At 72.1% G+C, this 15926-nt stretch carries 17 protein-coding genes; 8 read left to right on the top strand and 9 right to left on the bottom strand.

Going from position 1 to position 15926, the window contains the following annotated elements:
- Positions 1 to 90: 90 nt before the first annotated feature.
- Positions 91 to 513, bottom strand: coding sequence for a D-aminoacyl-tRNA deacylase (gene dtd / locus CRYAR_RS31310; RefSeq protein ID WP_035856875.1), 423 nt, complete (start codon positions 511 to 513; stop codon positions 91 to 93).
- Positions 510 to 1991, bottom strand: coding sequence for a DUF7782 domain-containing protein (locus tag CRYAR_RS31305; RefSeq protein ID WP_051571181.1), 1482 nt, complete (start codon positions 1989 to 1991; stop codon positions 510 to 512). The genes dtd and CRYAR_RS31305 overlap by 4 nt, the downstream gene beginning before the upstream one ends.
- A gap of 77 nt (positions 1992 to 2068) precedes the next feature.
- On the opposite strand from CRYAR_RS31305, the gene CRYAR_RS31300 reads away from it, so the two are divergent.
- The 3 genes from CRYAR_RS31300 to CRYAR_RS31290 all read left to right on the top strand — a co-directional run bounded on the left by CRYAR_RS31300 (position 2069) and on the right by CRYAR_RS31290 (position 3881).
- Entirely contained in the window at positions 2069 to 2650 is a 582-nt protein-coding gene (locus CRYAR_RS31300) for an HhH-GPD-type base excision DNA repair protein (protein WP_035856874.1), read from the top strand.
- Positions 2647 to 3360, top strand: a complete 714-nt coding sequence (locus CRYAR_RS31295) for a GNAT family N-acetyltransferase (protein ID WP_051571180.1) — start codon at positions 2647 to 2649, stop codon at positions 3358 to 3360. The genes CRYAR_RS31300 and CRYAR_RS31295 overlap by 4 nt, the downstream gene beginning before the upstream one ends.
- 104 nt (positions 3361 to 3464) lie before the next feature.
- Positions 3465 to 3881, top strand: coding sequence for a DUF3099 domain-containing protein (locus CRYAR_RS31290; RefSeq protein WP_063725950.1), 417 nt, complete (start codon positions 3465 to 3467; stop codon positions 3879 to 3881).
- Positions 3882 to 3897: 16 nt separating this feature from the next.
- On the opposite strand, the gene CRYAR_RS31285 is transcribed toward CRYAR_RS31290, so the two are convergent.
- Together CRYAR_RS31285 and CRYAR_RS31280 are read right to left on the bottom strand one after the other, a co-directional pair.
- A complete protein-coding gene (locus CRYAR_RS31285; RefSeq protein WP_035868361.1) occupies positions 3898 to 4791 on the bottom strand; it encodes a carbohydrate kinase family protein in 894 nt (297 codons plus the stop codon).
- 21 nt (positions 4792 to 4812) lie between these two features.
- Positions 4813 to 5787, bottom strand: a complete 975-nt coding sequence (locus CRYAR_RS31280) for a pseudouridine-5'-phosphate glycosidase (RefSeq protein WP_425389402.1) — start codon at positions 5785 to 5787, stop codon at positions 4813 to 4815.
- 78 nt (positions 5788 to 5865) lie between these two features.
- Here CRYAR_RS31280 and CRYAR_RS31275 point away from each other — a divergent pair, with 78 nt between their 5' ends.
- Positions 5866 to 6099: a DUF3039 domain-containing protein gene (locus CRYAR_RS31275; RefSeq protein WP_035856872.1), complete on the top strand. Its 234-nt coding sequence runs from the start codon at positions 5866 to 5868 to the stop codon at positions 6097 to 6099.
- On the opposite strand, the gene CRYAR_RS31270 is transcribed toward CRYAR_RS31275, so the two are convergent.
- The gene (locus CRYAR_RS31270) at positions 6072 to 7259 is read right to left on the bottom strand and encodes a YihY/virulence factor BrkB family protein (protein ID WP_051571178.1); all 1188 of its coding nucleotides are present in this window, start codon (positions 7257 to 7259) and stop codon (positions 6072 to 6074) included. The genes CRYAR_RS31275 and CRYAR_RS31270 overlap by 28 nt on opposite strands.
- Before the next feature lie 240 nt (positions 7260 to 7499).
- Between CRYAR_RS31270 and CRYAR_RS31265 the strand changes: the two genes are divergently transcribed.
- On the top strand, positions 7500 to 9254 hold the full coding sequence (locus tag CRYAR_RS31265; RefSeq protein ID WP_245620533.1) for a DEAD/DEAH box helicase: 1755 nt from the start codon (positions 7500 to 7502) through the stop codon (positions 9252 to 9254).
- A 133-nt stretch (positions 9255 to 9387) separates the two neighbouring features.
- Here CRYAR_RS31265 and CRYAR_RS46170 read toward each other — a convergent pair whose 3' ends face one another.
- Complete coding sequence (locus CRYAR_RS46170) at positions 9388 to 9582, bottom strand: DUF7455 domain-containing protein (protein WP_035856870.1); 195 nt, start codon at positions 9580 to 9582, stop codon at positions 9388 to 9390.
- A gap of 521 nt (positions 9583 to 10103) precedes the next feature.
- The gene (locus CRYAR_RS31255; protein ID WP_035868353.1) at positions 10104 to 11600 is read right to left on the bottom strand and encodes an RNA polymerase sigma factor; all 1497 of its coding nucleotides are present in this window, start codon (positions 11598 to 11600) and stop codon (positions 10104 to 10106) included.
- Between the two features lie 331 nt (positions 11601 to 11931).
- Here CRYAR_RS31255 and CRYAR_RS31250 point away from each other — a divergent pair, with 331 nt between their 5' ends.
- The gene (locus CRYAR_RS31250) at positions 11932 to 12738 is read left to right on the top strand and encodes an inositol monophosphatase family protein (RefSeq protein ID WP_035856869.1); all 807 of its coding nucleotides are present in this window, start codon (positions 11932 to 11934) and stop codon (positions 12736 to 12738) included.
- On the opposite strand, the gene CRYAR_RS31245 is transcribed toward CRYAR_RS31250, so the two are convergent.
- A complete protein-coding gene (locus CRYAR_RS31245; protein ID WP_169745102.1) occupies positions 12735 to 13235 on the bottom strand; it encodes a LytR C-terminal domain-containing protein in 501 nt (166 codons plus the stop codon). The two genes, CRYAR_RS31250 and CRYAR_RS31245, sit on opposite strands and share 4 nt — an antisense overlap.
- Positions 13236 to 13328: 93 nt before the next feature.
- On the bottom strand, positions 13329 to 14102 hold the full coding sequence (rsgA, locus tag CRYAR_RS31240) for a GTPase RsgA (protein WP_051571175.1): 774 nt from the start codon (positions 14100 to 14102) through the stop codon (positions 13329 to 13331).
- Positions 14103 to 14583: 481 nt separating this feature from the next.
- Here rsgA and CRYAR_RS31235 point away from each other — a divergent pair, with 481 nt between their 5' ends.
- A complete protein-coding gene (locus tag CRYAR_RS31235) occupies positions 14584 to 14886 on the top strand; it encodes a DUF4193 domain-containing protein (RefSeq protein WP_035856868.1) in 303 nt (100 codons plus the stop codon).
- A 189-nt stretch (positions 14887 to 15075) separates the two neighbouring features.
- Positions 15076 to 15924: a hypothetical protein gene (locus CRYAR_RS31230; RefSeq protein WP_169745101.1), complete on the top strand. Its 849-nt coding sequence runs from the start codon at positions 15076 to 15078 to the stop codon at positions 15922 to 15924.
- Positions 15925 to 15926 lie beyond the last annotated feature (2 nt).

Here is a 15926-nt window from a genome sequence, read left to right as displayed (position 1 = left end):
AACGCGGTCGCAAAAGAAGGCGGGGGAGGAACGAGTGACCGAATCGGTGAGTCGGGTCTTAACTAGGCTTCTGGGGCGGCTTAACACGCCTTAAGTCTCGAGAAGAATGGTCTGTGGACCGACGTTGACCGACGCAACGAGCATGTGTGTCCGAAATCGACCTGTTTCTACCGTGGCGCCACGCTCGCGCAGCGCCGTGACGACCGCGTCCACGAGCGGCTCGGCCTGCTCGGCCGGTGCCGCCGCGCTCCACGACGGACGCCGCCCTTTGCGGGTGTCGCCGTAGAGCGTGAACTGGCTCACGACGAGCAGGGGTGCGCCGACGTCGGAGGCCGACTTCTCACCGTCGAGCACCCGCAGCTCGTAGATCTTGCGAGCCAACGCGGACGCCTCGGCGGCGGAATCGTCCCGGGACACCCCGACCAGCACCAGCAGCCCGGGTCCGATGGCCCCGACCACGGCGTCGTCCACGGTCACCGAGGCTTCCGCAACGGTCTGGACCACCGCCCTCATGCCGGCAGCAGCATTCCGCGCTCGACCAGCCGTCCCACCAGCGGGATCGCCACCGTCGCCAGCGCCACCGGCTCCGCGTCGTACGCGACGGCGAGCACCGAGAGCTGGTCGGCGAGCGTCACCGACCCGTCGCACCCGCCGACGAGCGCCACGGTCACCGGGTCGACCTCCTGGGCCCAGCGCCACCCGGATTCCAGCGCCAGGATCTGCTTGTCCACCTCCCAGCCGTCGGAGCCCGGCGACGCGGTCTGACGCAGCCGCAGCGACGGAGCGGCCACGAACCGTGTCCCCAGCAGGTCGGCGCCGCGCACGAAGGAGACCCGGTCGAACCAGGCGGCCACCTCCGGGCCGATCACCGTGTCGTGCTCCTGCATCGCCTCCTCGACCCGGACGACCGGCGAGGCGGACCCCGAGGCGTGCACGCTGATCAGCCCGAAGCCCACCGCGTCGATCCGGTTCTCGGTGAACCACTCGAGCCATTCGTCGGTGCGCCGCGCCGTGTTCAGTTCCCCGGCGTCGCGCAGCCACAGCGCCACGTACCCGGCCGGGTCGAGCGCCTCGCGCTGGACGGCGTGGGCGTCGAGCCTAGTGGCCTCCAGCCACCCGCCGACCCGCTCCTCCCAGGGCTCGCCCTCGACGTGCAGCCAGTTCGCCAGCAACTGGCCGTACCCACCCGGGTTCAGCAGCCCGGGCAGGGCCGAGACGAGCTCCGAGCAGATCCCGTCGCCCGCGCGTCCGGAGTCGCGGTAGACCATGCGGTCGCGCCGGGCCGGCCCGACGACGAACGGCGGGTTGCTCACCACGAGGTCGAACGTCCGCCCCGCCACCGGCGAGGCCATGTCGCCGGCCAGCGACTCCCAGCTGAACCCATTAAGCAGGGCATTCGTCGCCGCGAAGCGCAGCGCGCGCTCGGAGAGATCCGTCACAGTGACGGCCTCGACGTGCCGGGACAAGTGCAATGCCTGGACTCCGCACCCGGTGCCCAGATCGAGCGCGGAGGACACCCGCGGGCGCACCGTCGACTGCGCCAGCGTCACCGACGCGCCGCCGATCCCGAGGACGTGGTCGGCGCGGACCGGGCCGGGGCGGACGTCCGATCCGAGGTCCGAGAGCACCCACCAGTCGCCGTCGTCGTCGCCGTAGGGCGAGAGGTCGAGCGCCGCGCGGACGCCGTCGTCTACTTTTTCGACCAACCCGGTGGAGATGGCTCCCGCCAGCCCGAACGTCCCGAACGCGAGATCGGCGGCCTTCTCGGACACGGTCCCGCCGGTCGGGAAGAGCGCGATCAGCGTGCCGAGCGGATCGTCGCCGCCGCGCTCACGCAACGAGTGCCGCACCGCGAGGAACTCACCGCGGCCGAGCGCGCCGCTCGCGGTCTCCCCGAGCCGGTCGGCGACACCGGTCGGCGTGAAATTCGCGTCCCGCAGAGCGGCGCGCAGTTCCGGAATCTGGTCGGCGGTCAGCAACGGATTCGTCACCCGGCCATCCTCTCCCGTCGAATTCGCGTTCGCGCCCCCGGGGGAGCGAAGGGCCTCGGACGTGGCAGGCTGGTCCCATGGTGACGCTGCGTCTGAGTCAGGACGTCGATGCCGACGCGTTCCTGGCCGACGACCCGTTGGCGCTGCTCGTCGGCATGGTGCTCGACCAGCAGTTCCCGATGGAGCGCGCGTTCTCCTCGCCCTACGAGCTCGTGCGCCGGATGGGCGTCACCCGGCTCGACCCGGCCGCGATCGCCGCGTTCGACCCCGAGGAATTCGCGGCGCTGTTCGCGACCCCGCCGGCGCTGCACCGGTATCCGCAGGCGATGGCCGGCCGCGTCCAGGCGGTCGCCGCCCACGTGCTCGACGCGTACGACGGCGACACCGCGCGCCTCTGGCTCGACGCGACGAGCGGCCAGGACCTCCTCCGGCGGGTGAAGGCGCTGCCCGGCTTCGGCGACCAGAAGGCGCGTATCTTCGTCGCGCTGCTCGGCAAGCAGCTCGGCGTCCGGCCGGAGGGCTGGCGCGAGGCCGCCGGTGCCTACGGCGAGGACGGTTCGACGCGCTCGGTCGCCGACGTGACCGGTCCGGAGACCCTCCAGGCCGTCCGCGAGTTCAAGAAGGCCGCCAAGGCGAAGGCGAAGGAGGCCGCACGGTGACGCTCTGGCCACTGTCCGGACTACGGGTACGCGCCGGTTCCATCGAACTGCGCCCGCCGACCGACGACGACCTGCCCGCGCTGGCCGCCCTGGTGCCGGTCGAGGCCGGTCACGACCCGACGCTGCCGATCAGCGGCGTGAGCACGCCCCAGGAGATCGCGGGCCAGGCCGTGCTGCGACAGGTCTGGCGCTCGCGGGCGGAGCTCGCGCCCACCCAGTGGCGCATCTGTCTCGCCGCCTACGTCGACGGCATGCTGGTCGGCCAGCAGGATCTCAAGGCCGACGACTTCCCGCGCCGCCGCATCGTCGAGACGTCTTCCTGGCTGGGTGAGGAGCACCGGCGGCAGGGCCACGGCAAGGCGATGCGTGCGCTCGCGCTGCACCTCGCGTTCGAAGGGCTGGGCGCGGTCTCGGTGGAGAGCGAGTCGGCCGAGGGCAACGACGCCGCGCTGGGCGTCACCCGCTCGCTCGGCTACAGCCCGTGCGGCGACACCTACGAGCTGCACGACGGCATCGTCACCCACATGCTCTGGTCGCGGCTGACCCGGGAGCGCTGGGCGCTGCACAAGCAGGGCTACGGCCTGGCGCCGGTCGAGGTCGAGGGCGTCGACGGGTGCCGGCGGCTGCTCGGTCTCCCGCTGACCGACCCGGAGCCCGCCAACAACGGTAAGCGCACGATCGTCCGGCAAGGAGCACCGGCGCCCGCCTGACCCACGGCCCACGTGGCGGCGCCGGGTGCGCAGTGCAACGATGGGTTGATGCGGTACCCGGCCCTAGGGCGACCGGGCGCCCCCGAGCGAAGCGGGTGGAGCGCGTGCAAAGGCGTTCTCGGGTCGAAGTGATCACCGGGGCCGAGCGGAGCCCCGCCGATCAGCTCCGCGATCGTCAGTGGCGGTACTTCGGCCTGATGATGCTGCGGGTCGTGTGCTTGATCCTCGCCGCGGTCCTGGTCAGCCTCGAGGTGCCGTACGCACTGGCCTGGGTGGGTGTGCTGACGGTGGGGATGGTGCTGTTCCCGTGGATCGCGGTGATGGTCGCGAACGACCGCCCGCCGCGTGAGGAGAACCGGTTCTCCACCCGGCTGCGCCGCGTTCCGGCCGCGGCGCGGGCGCTGGTGAGCACGTCGTCCGAGCCCGAGCCGGAGCCCGAACGCCGGGAAGAGCCCCCCGCGCGTCCCGAGCTCACCCAGCGCGAGTTACCGCCGGGAGCACGCGTCATCGACCAGGAGTAGACCGGCCGAGCCGGGCCTAGGGCCGTGCGCCGGGGAGGCCGACCGCGAGCGTCCCGGCCCGCGCGCCCGCGGCCAGCGCACCGGCGGGGCCGGCGCCGCTGAGCCAGGCGGCGAGGAGCCCGGCCGCGAACGCGTCGCCGGCACCCGTCGTGTCCACCACGCGGCGGGCCGGTTCGGCGGCCACCCAGGCCGCGCCGCTCGTACCGCGCCACCAGGCCCCGCCGGCGCCGTCCTTCACCACCGCGATCTCGGCCGCGTCGGCCAGCCGCGCGGCCGACACCGACGGGTCGGAGAACCCGGTGAGCACCGCGGCCTCGGCCGTGTTGGCCAGCACGAGCGTCACCCCGGAGATCCAGTCCAGGAACCGGCCCGGCCCCACCGCCTCGAGCGGTGCCGCCGACGCGGCGTCCACCGAGATCGTCAGCCCGCGCTGTTTCGCGGTGTCCAGCGCGGCCAGACCGGCCTTGCGTGACCCGGAGTCGAGCAGCGCGTAGCCCGACAGGTGCAGGTGCCGGACGTCGCCGCGGCCCACGACCGCGGTGACGTCGGCCGCCTCCAGCCGGTCGGCGGCGGCGCGGTCGGGGAACATCGTCCGCTCGCCGTCCCCGTCGACCAGGACCGCGATCGACGCGGTCGGCAGTTCGGCGTCGATGGCGACGGCCGGTTCGACCCCGGCCTCGACCAACTCGGCTACCCGTTCCCGCCCGGGCGCGTCGTCGCCGACCCGGGCGACGAGCGTCACCGGCACCCCGACGCGCGCGAGCCACACGGCGGTGTTCGCCGCGGCCCCGCCGCCGCTGTAGCGGATCCGGGCCGGCCGGTCCGAGCCCACCGCGGGCGGCCCGTCCGTGGCGATCACGATGTCGGTGGCGAGGTCACCGACGACGGCGACGCGGCGGGGGTCGGTGATCACGGCGTCAGCAGCCCGGGGTCATGCGAGCGCGGTCCGCGTGCCGGCGAACGCGACGGCGATCAGGCCGGCCAGTTCCGCGTTGCGCAGGATGATGCGTGTGTTGACGGTCAAGCTCTGCCCCTCGGTGGCCGAGTGGAAATGTGCCAGCAGGTACGGGGTCACATCTTTGCCGGTGATGCCGTTCCGTTCGAGCCCGGCCAGGCCCTCGGCGAGTACCCGGTCGTGCAGTGCCGGGTCGAGCTGCTCGTCGACCGGCAGCGGGTTCGCGACGACGACCGCGCCCGTGCCGAGCGTCAGCTCCCGGGCGGCGCGCAGTGTCTCGGCGATCTCGCCCGGGTCGTCGGCCCGCCAGCCCACCGGGTGGCCGGAGTCGGAGAGATAGAACCCGGGGAACCGGTCGGTGCGGTAGCCCAGCACGGTCACCCCGGAGGATTCCAGCCGCTCCAGCGTCGCCGGCACGTCGAGGATCGACTTCACGCCCGCGCAGACCACCGCGATCGGCGTGCGTGCCAGCGTGCCCAGGTCGGCCGACTCGTCGAACGTCGTCGACGCGTCCCGGTGCACACCCCCGAGCCCTCCGGTCGCGAAGACCGGGATACCGACCGCGGCCGCCGCCGCCGCGGTGCTCGCCACCGTGGTGGCCCCGTCCAGCCGCTTCGCGGCCAGCACCGGCAGGTCGCGGACGCTGGCCTTGGCGATGCCGTCGGTCAGCGCGAGGTGGCGCAGCTGCGCCTCGTCCAGGCCGACGACGATCTCGCCGCCGATGACGCCGACCGTGGCCGGTACCGCGCCGGTCGCCCGGACCGTGCGCTCGATCTCGGCGGCCACCTCGAGGTTGCGTGGACGGGGCAGCCCGTGGGAGATGATCGTGCTCTCCAGCGCCACCACCGGGGCTCCGGTGCCCAGCGCCTCCGCGACCTCGGCGCCGATTCGGATCCGGTATCGCCCTAGCGGCGGTTCGATGTCCACGCGAACACCGTACTTCCTGGTGATTACGTGGCTGCCGCGCGGCCGTCCGCGCGGGCATGCGGCAAACTGGAGGAGACACATCGATCGCAGGGAGGAAGCATCGTGGGATTCGCCGAGACGCTGGAGCGGCCGGAGACCCGTGAGAGCACGACAGACAACGCCCCCGAGGTCTTCCATTACGTGAAGAAGAACAAGATCGCCGAGAGCGCGGTCATGGGGACGATGGTCCAGGCGCTCTGTGGCGAGGTGTTCCCGGTGACGAAGTCTCCGAAGCCGAACTCGCCGGTGTGCCCGGCCTGCAAGGAGATCTACGAGTCGCTGCCCACCGGCGAGTGACCCGCCGCGGTGGCGCCGGCCGGCGCTGAACGCGCCGGCTCGGTGGTGCCCGTCTTCTCGTCGCGGGGTTCGTCGGCGTTCGACTCCTCGGCGCCCGGTTCGTCCGGGGGGAGTTCGGCCGGGTCGGGCGGGCGGCGGCCGCGGAACGCGGCGGCGATCCGGCGGCCCAGGTAGGCCACGCGGTGCAGGTGGCGGGGCCGGGGCCCGGCCGGGTGCTCCTGCTCGAGCGTGCCGTTGAGCTCCGCGCCGAGCAGCACCGCGAACGCCAGCACGTAGAAGTACAGCAGCGCGACGATCGGCGCCGCGAGCGTCGAGAACAGCAGCATGTCGCCGGCCAGGCGGCCGATGTACAACCGCAGCACCCACGAGAGCCCGACGAAGAGCAGCAGGGCCAGCGCCGCCCCCGGCAGCGCCCGCCGCCACCGCAGCCGCAGCGGCGTCGCGTAGTGGTAGAACGCCGACAGCGCGGTGAACACGATCGCCACCGTCAGCGGCCAGTACACCAGCCGGATCACGGCCTCGGCCGCCGAGTGCCAGCCGTCGGGGAGCCGGTTCACCACGAAGTCGGGCCCGAGGATCGCCAGCGGTACCGCCACCACCGCGGTGGCCAGCGTGAAGATGTAGAGCCAGAGCGCCATCAGGCGGCTCGCCACCGCGCCCCGCAGATCCCGTTGCCCGTACGCGATCGACACCGTGTTCACGAACGTCGCCGTCGACGACGAGCCGGCCCAGAGCGACAGGACGAGCGCGAGCGTCGCCACGTCACCGCGTCCGTGCCGCAGCAGCTCGCCGACGATCGGCGTCACGACGTCGTGCTGCACCGCCGGGCTGACCAGCCGGGCGGTGAGCCGCAGCGCGTGCGACTCGGTGCGGTCGACCAGGTCGGTGCCGGTCCACCGGCCGGCGTACCCGAGGACACCGAGGATCGCGAGGAACAGCGGCGGCACCGACAGCAGCTGCCAGAACGCGGCCTCGGCCGAGAGCCCGAGGATCCGGTCCTGCCACGCTTTCGCCAGCATCGACCGGATGAACCGCAGCGTGGTCAGGACGAGACGCAGAGTGTTCGCCACCGGGCGGAACGCGGGCCCGAGCGCGCGTCGCGCAGCTCTCGAGACCGTCGCGCGCAACCGCGCGACGCGCCCGGCGGGAAGTGTGAGCATGTCAACCGATCAAATTACGGGGTCGGGTCGCGGGAGTCGCGTCCGGACCCGGTGTCGTCGCAGCATGTCGCGGCGACGCCAAGTCCGATCGGCCGGACGGGTGATCTTTCTCCGCCGACGGGGCGGTGGCCGCTTTCCATCATCCCGCACGAACGCCGGGTAGTGTCTGTGAAGCCCTCGTGCAGCGGATGCCGCTCGGGGGCGCACTGGTGTTCGGTTACTTGGCGTGGAGGTTGTGGCTTGACCGCGAACCCAGTGGCTGCGTCCGCCGGTACGGTCGGCGGAGCCGCTCCGCCACTTCGCGTCTGGCAGCGCAAAGCCCTCGTCGAATACCTGCGCAAGTCCCCGCAGGACTTCCTCGCGGTCGCCACCCCCGGCGCCGGCAAGACGACGTTCGCGCTCCGCATCGCGGCCGAACTGCTCGCCGACCGCACGGTCAGTCAGGTGACGGTCGTCGCCCCCACCGAGCACCTCAAGACGCAGTGGGCGCAGGCGGCGGCCCGGGTCGGTATCCAGCTCGACCCGACGTACACCTCGCAGGGCATCACCTCGTCGGACTTCCACGGCATCGTCGTGACGTACGCGCAGGTCGGCCTGTACCCCGATCTCCACCGCCGGCGCTGCACCACCCGCCCGACGCTGGTGATCCTGGACGAGATCCACCACGCCGGTGACTCGCGCACCTGGGGCGACGGGGTGCGCACGGCGTTCGAGCCCGCCACCCGGCGCCTCGCGCTCACCGGAACCCCGTTCCGGTCCGACGCGAACCCGATCCCGTTCGTCGAGTACGAGAAGGACCGCAACGGCCTCACCCGCTCGCGGTCGGACTCCAGCTACGGCTATGCCGACGCCCTGCGCGACCAGGTCGTGCGCCCGGTGCTGTTCCTGGCCTACTCCGGGGAGGCGAAGTGGCGCACCAGCGCGGGGGAGGAGCTCTCCGCCCGCCTGGGGGAGCCGCTGACGGCCGAACAGACCGGGCAGGCGTGGCGCACCGCGCTCGACCCCAAGGGCGACTGGATGCCCCAGGTGCTGCGCGCCGCCGACGCCCGGCTGAGCGTCGTCCGGCAGCACGGCATGCCTGACGCCGGTGGGCTGGTCATCGCCACCGACCACGCCGCCGCCAAGGCCTACTCCGAGATCCTGCGCCGGGTCACCGGCAAGGCCCCGGTCGTCGTGCTCTCCGACGACGGCACGGCGAGCGCCAAGATCGCCGCGTTCGCGAACTCCGCGGACCGCTGGATGGTCGCGGTGCGGATGGTGTCCGAGGGGGTCGACATCCCGCGGCTCGCGATCGGCGTCTATGCCACCAGCGCCAGCACGCCGCTGTACTTCGCGCAGGCGATCGGGCGCTTCGTCCGGGCCCGCCGCGCGGGGGAGACCGCCACGGTGTTCCTGCCGAGCGTGCCGGTGCTGCTGGGGCTGGCCGGCGAGATGGAGGTCCAGCGCGATCACGTGCTCGACCGGCCGCACCGGGAGAAGCTGCTCGACGACGACCTCGTCGCGGCCGCGAACAAGCAGGAGGACGAGGACACCGACGACAAGCCGAAGTTCATGGCGCTGTCCTCGGAGGCACACCTCGACCAGGTGATCTACGACGGGGCCTCGTTCGGCACCGGCGCGGCGCCCGGCACGGCCGAGGAGGAGGAGTACCTGGGTCTGCCCGGGCTGCTCTCCTCCGACCAGATCGCGACGTTGCTGTCGAAGCGCCAGGCCGACCAGGTCGCGGCGCAGAAGAAGGCGGCCGCCGCGCGGAAGTCCGCCGGCGCTCCGGACGTGCCCGAGCCCGAGGCTGTCCCGTCGTCGACGTTCGTGCGCAGGCAGACGCTACGCAAGCAGCTCAACACGCTGGTGGCCGCGCAGCACCACCGCACGAACCGGCCGCACGGCCAGATCCACGCCGAGCTCCGCCGCCTCTGCGGCGGCCCGCCGAGCGCCCAAGCCACGATCGAGCAACTCGAAGAGCGAATAGCCACCATTCAGACGTGGGAACGCTAGCCCGCTCGTCTGTCACGGCTCAGCCGCGGAAAAGCGCCGCTAGGCGCGCGCACTGACCCGGGCCGCCCACCGACTGAGGCCGCGAAAAGAGCCCCCGATGCCGCTAGGCATCGGGGGCTCTTTTTGTCAGGCCTCAGTCTTCTGTTTTCAAAATCTGGACGGCGACCTTTTCGAGGTCCGGGGCGTACTTGGCTCCGTGATGTCCGCAGAAGACGAGGTCTCCGCCGCCGGGCAGAACTGCCCGGACCTTGGCAGCCGCACCGCACCGGTCGCAACGCTCGCCAGCTGACGGCGCCTCGGTCGGCGGCGGGGTCAGGGTCGGGGTCATTGGCCTCCTCCTCTGCTCTCACCGTGCTGTTCGTTGTGCTTACCGCTCACACATCGTCCAACACATCAGTGTGCTGAGACGTTCCCGGCCGACCGCCATGTTCCATGTCACACAGCGAGTAACCGGGTGTCTCGGGCTCGCCGCGCACGATATTCGGCGGTCCCAACACCAGAGTGCCACGCGAATACGAGTTCCGGAGATCGGATCTCGGACAGACATCCGGGCCCGTCAAAACACTTCCGGTACATGCGGTGCAAACTACGCAAAACTGGGGCTCCGACAACGTTCCGACATGCTGCGGTCATCAACTTGGAACACACGCGAGGAGCCGAAATCCCCCGCGAAAGGCGGACTTTTGTCCCCTTGAGGCTTCGGAACCCGCTCCGTGCGCCGGGCCCGCTGACCCGGCCGGCAACCGGAATCTGCCCGGCTTCGTCACAGAACGTAGCGCTGCGGACGCCCTCGGGCAGAGTGCGGCCCCGGAGCCGCTACCAACTCCGGGGCCGGGTACCGCAGGGTCGTCAGTCGAGGTAGTCGCGCAGCACCTGCGACCGCGACGGGTGGCGCAGCTTCGACATCGTCTTGGACTCGATCTGGCGGATCCGCTCGCGGGTCACGCCGTAGACCTGGCCGATCTCGTCGAGCGTCCGGGGCTGGCCGTCGGCCAGGCCGAAGCGGAGCCGTACGACGCCGGCCTCGCGCTCGGAGAGCGTCTGGAGCACCGACTGGAGCTGGTCCTGCAGCAGCGTGAAGCTGACCGCGTCGACCGCGACCACGGCCTCGGAGTCCTCGATGAAGTCACCGAGCTGGCTGTCGCCCTCGTCGCCGATGGTCTGGTCGAGCGAGATCGGCTCCCGGGCGTACTGCTGGATCTCCAGCACCTTCTCCGGGGTGATGTCCATTTCCTTGGCGAGCTCTTCGGGCGTGGGCTCGCGGCCCAGGTCCTGGAGCAGCTCACGCTGTATGCGGCCGAGCTTGTTGATGACCTCGACCATGTGCACCGGGATACGGATGGTGCGGGCCTGATCGGCCATCGCCCGGGTGATCGCCTGCCGGATCCACCAGGTGGCGTACGTGGAGAACTTGTAGCCCTTGGTGTAGTCGAACTTCTCGACCGCGCGGATCAGACCGAGGTTGCCTTCCTGGATCAGGTCGAGGAAGGCCATGCCGCGGCCGGTGTAGCGCTTGGCCAGCGAGACCACGAGGCGGAGGTTGGCCTCCAGCAGGTGGTTCTTGGCGCGCTCGCCGTCGCGGATGATCCAGAGCAGGTCCCGGCGGAGCTGGTGCGGCATCTTCTCGCCGCGGTCCTCGCCCTGGCGCATCCGCTCGGCGGCGTAGAGACCGGCCTCGATCCGCTTGGCGAGGTCGACCTCCTCCTCCGCGTTGAGCAGCGCGACCTTACCGATCTGCTTGAGGTAGGCCCGGACCGAGTCGGCCGACGCGGTGAGCTCGGCGTCCTTACGCGCCTGCTTCAGCGCCTCGGACTCCTCCTCTTCCTCGTCGAACGCGAACTCTTCCTCTTCGCCGTCCGCGAGCACGACCGGCTCGTCGACGGCCAGGCCGCCCTCTTTGGCCGGGCCGGCGGTCGGTGCGCCGTCCGCGGCCGCCTTCGCGGCGGCGGGGGTGGCGGCCTTCTTGGCCGGAGCCCGCTTCGTCGGGCCGGGCTTCGGCGCCGCGGCGGCGGCCGGAGCGTCGGTCGCGGCGGCGGGGGCCGCGGCGGGACGCGCCGCCTTGGCGGTCGTCGCCTTCGACGCCGGCGTGGTGGCCGAGCGGGCGGCGGCTACTCGCCGACGGGCCGGGCGGGGGTCGGCCGAGCCGTTCACGACCACGGTGACGCCCGCCATAGACAGGCCCTGCAAGATCTTCTTTCCTTGAGCGGGTGACACCTCCGCACCACCGAGGATCCGCGCCACCTCGTCGGAGGTGAGGGAGGCGGTATCACCCGCCCGCGCTGTCAGCGTGTCGACGAGGGAACGGACGATGTCGGCCCGCGGAGGGGTGCGGTCGGCGTCTGTCACGAAGTGACCTTCCACGTGTCGGTGCGGCGGGCACACCTCACCAGTCAGGGGGCTGACCGGGGGGCTGATCTACCAGGAGCTATTTCCTCCGGGACTGTCTTCCCCGGTGGCATGGCAACGAATTGTACCGCCGGGTCGGGGGAGACGGCTCCCACCATCGATCCATCCGTTGTGTCTGGTTGGTGGGGGCTGACCGGCCTGACGGGGCTCGACGCCGTGCTGGACTGTACGTCGCCGCTCGGGTTCTGGCCACGACCGCCACGACCCAACCTTCACTTGACCTGAACAGAACGATTCAGCAGCAGTCCTCGAGCCAGGGAGCACAACCGAAATGCCAGTAGTGGAACCCACCGAACTCCTGAGCCTCGCGGTCGAGCTGGTCCGGAAGGCCGCGGTCGGGATCACCGAGCAGCGCACAGCCGCGGTGACCTCGATCGAGACCAAATCGACGCCGACGGATCCGGTGACGGCGGCCGACCGGGCCGCCGAGCAGCTCGTGGTGGACGGTCTGGCCGCGGCGCGCCCCGGCGACCTGGTGCTCGGCGAGGAGGGCGGCTTCCGGCCGGTGGGTCCGGCGGCGGCCCCGGCCGCCGTGCGCTGGCTGCTGGACCCGATCGACGGCACGGTCAACTTCGTCTACGGGATCCCGGCGTACGCGGTGTCGCTGGCGGCCGAGGTGGACGGGGTCGTCGTCGCCGGTGTGGTGCGCAACGTCGTGACCGGTGAGGAGTGGACCGCGGTGCGCGGCCGGGGCGCCTGGCGCGGCGAGGTCCGGCTGCGCGGGTCGGCGGAGACGACGCTCGCCGGTGCGCTGGTGGGCACCGGGTTCGGGTACGCGCCGGAGCGCCGCCGGGAGCAGGCCGAGGTGCTGCTACGGCTGCTGCCGGAGATCCGCGACATCCGGCGGATCGGGTCGGCGGCGCTGGACCTGTGCGCGGCCGCCGAGGGACGCCTCGACGCCTACTTCGAGCGCGGCCTCAACCCCTGGGACCGCGCCGCCGGCGGCCTGATCGCCGAGGAGGCCGGCCTGCTCGTGACCGGCCTGCGCGGCGAGGGCCCGGGCGAGGCGATGACGCTGGCCGCGCCCCCGGCCCTGCACGGCCCGCTCCACGACCTGCTCGCCCAGGACACGGCCTAGCAGCCGGCCGGCGTCGACGGCTGGGGCGGGTCGAGGGTCTTGAGCTCGGCCGGTACGTCCTTCTCGGGCGTGAGGTCCTTGAAGTCGATGCCGATCACGACGTCCACGCTGCCGTCCTCGCGGCCGTCGTCGACGATGACGCTGCCGCGGACGGTGGCCTGGAGCAGCTGGGCGGCGCCGGCGCCGGTGGGGCCGTAGCGGATCTGGGCGGTCTGGGTGACCGGCTCGCCCTGCGGGTCGTTGCCGGTGGTGACGATCTGGAACTTGCGCTTCTTGAGCGCGTTCGCGACCTTGCTCGCCAGCCCGGCCTCGTCGGTGCCGTTGTAGACCCGCACCTTCACCGCTGAGGGCTCCGGGATGTCGGTCTGCACGGTGTTGCAACCGATCGCCGTGGTGCCGGTCTGGTCGTCGGTGACGATCGCCCACACCACGGTGATGACGGCGACCAGCGCCAATACCCCGATTACCGTCAGCGCCCTGACTCGCGCCAGGCTCACCGCCCCACCACCCCGGTCGTCATGGGGCCAAACTTTAGCGTCCCCGGTCATCCGCGGTGACGTCCCGGCGACGCGCCGGTGACCAGGGGCGGTTCAGGCGCCTCCGGCGAGCGGACGGAGCCGGCGCCGGGACACCGAGGCCGCCCGCCACCGCGCCCGCTGTGCGGCCCGCAGACGGCTCAGATAGCGCTCGGCGAGCCAGTCGGGAGCGTCCGGATCGCAGCCCGGGGTGTCGATGAGCGCTCCGCCTCCGGGCAGTGGCACCAGCCGGGCGCCCCCCGCCGCCGCGGGCACGGTGCCGGTGAGCGCCGCGACCAGGCTGGTCTTGCCGCAGCCGGGCGCGCCGAAGACGGCGGTCACGGAATCGGCGACGAGCGTGCGTAGCCGTTGCAGACCGAGGTACCCCGGTGCGGTGCTGAGTCCGAGGACCGGGGTACCGGGGCAGCTCTCCGCCAGGACCGCGAGGTCGGCCAGTACCGACCGCGCGGCCGCGCCGTCGGGTGCCCGGTCGATCTGGCTGAGCACCAGTACCGGCCTGGCCGAGCCGGCGGTGGCCAGCGCGAGCAGCTTCTCGGTGCGCGACGGCGTCAGCTCGGGAGAGAAGGCCTGGACGATCAGGACCAGGTCGGCGTTCGCGGCCAGCACCTCGCCGCTGACGTCGTCGGGACCGCAGCCGCGCCGGACGACGGTCTGGCGGGGCAGGACCGTGACCAGCTCGGTGCCCGACACCACCGCCCAGTCGCCGGCGACCGGGGCCAGGCCCGGTCGTGCGACGGCCCGGACCGGCCCGGCCGGCGCCAGACATCCGCACTCCGGGCCGTCGACGTCGGTCACCCGGGCCGGGACGAACGACCGCTGGGCGGGCACCGGCTGTCCGCCGGACGGGGGCCAACGCGGCTCCGCCCACCGGGAACGGGATGTCCCGCCTGGTGAGCGGGCCGTGCGACGGTCCCCGCCGGGGTCGGACGGTTGGGTAAGGTCGCCATCCGCGACCCGGGGATCCGGCGTCGTGGGGCATCTGCCAGTTGCCGTAGCCATCCGGTACCGTGCGTCCCATTCGTCCGACCACCCGAGGCGGCGGAGCCGGAAGCGGCTACGCCGGCTACCGAGGGTGGGCACCGGACCGGCGGCCTGTTCCTGGTCCGGCGGGCCCGGTGCAGGAAAGACGGGCATCGGTGTCACCTCGATCACATCGGGAACACATCCGGTGGGCTGTGCGTATTAGGGGCGCTGGAAACGGTAAGGTTCCGCGCTCGCCGGGTCGAACGGGTTTCCTTCCTGGCCGGGGGACCTGGCCGTTGACGGCGTGACCCGGCTGTCATCCGAACGAAAGAAGAGGACCATCACGATGGCCACCGACTACGACGCGCCACGTCGAACCGAGGAATCGGAGATCGGCGAGGACAGCCTCGAGGAGCTGAAGGCACGCCGGACGGATTCGCAGTCCGGCAGTGTGGACGTCGACGAGGCTGAAGTTGCCGAAGGCTTCGAGCTTCCGGGCGCTGACCTGTCCGGCGAAGAGCTCACCGTCAAGGTACTGCCGATGCAGAATGACGAGTTCCGCTGTTCGCAGTGCTTCCTCGTCCACCACCGCAGCCAGCTGGCCGAAGAGAAGAACGGCCAGTACGTCTGCACCGAATGCGCGGCCTGACTCCCCGGTCGGGTCCGCGTCATCGGGGGACGTCCACCGGGCGTCCCGTAAGCACGGAGCGGTCGGGGGTCCGGGGGGTACGACCCCGACCGTTCGGGGTAGATCAGGAGCGGTGCCAGTGGCGTGGGTATCCGACAATTGTCGGTGCCGCGCCGGCATCCGCTCCACGAGCCCCGAGGGACTGCCGCCATGACTCTTCCGGAGAAGTCGTCCGACTCCACCCCACCCGTTGATCCGGCTCCGTCGTCCGTCGAGACCGATGCGGACGCGTCCGGGTCCGGTGCCGTCAGCGCCGAGGCCTCGAGCGCCCTGGCCCGGCTGACCGATTCGGACCTGTCCACGACGGACCGGCGCCGCCTGCTCGGCCGCGCGGTCTCCGGGTTCGGACGGGGTGCCGGCCGGGCGATGCGCGGACCACGCGCCGCCGCCGGCTGGGCCACCGAGCTGCTGATCGCCGCCGCACCGCACCTGACCGTCCGCGACCTCGAGACGCTGCAGCGCCATTACGGCGGCAAGTCCGGTGACGAGCTGGCCGACGCCGTGATCCGCAACGCCTCCCGGGTCACCGCGAGCCTCGGCGCCGCCGGTGGCGGTATCGCCGCGGTCGAGTGGACGGTGCCCCCGTCGCTGCTCTCGGCCCCGATCCTGCTGGCGGTGGAGACCGCCGCGGTCGTCGCCGTCGAGGTGAAACTGCTGGCCGAGCTGCACGAGGTCTACGGCACGCCGGTCCGCGGCTCGGCGAGCGAGCGCGCCAGCGCTCTGCTGACGGCCTGGGCCCGCCGCCGGGGCGTCACGCTGCTGCAGGGTGGGCGGGGCTTCACCACCATCCTCGGTGGCACCATGCGCAAAGAGCTGCGCGACCGGCTGCTGCGCCGGATGGGCCGGAACCTGACGACGCTCGGCCCGCTCTTCACGGGCGCGGCGATCGGCGCCGAGCTCAACCGCAGGGCCACCCGCAAACTCGGCGACGAGGTGCGGGCCGACCTGCGCAAGAACCGCCCGCTGCCGCCGGCGTCGGGCCGCCCCGCGCTGTACTAGGC

The sequence above is a fragment of the Cryptosporangium arvum DSM 44712 genome, assembly GCF_000585375.1.
Classification (GTDB): Bacteria; Actinomycetota; Actinomycetes; order Mycobacteriales; family Cryptosporangiaceae; genus Cryptosporangium; species Cryptosporangium arvum.
Note: the sequence above shows the minus strand (reverse complement) of the source record. Positions and strands in the feature narration are given on the sequence as shown.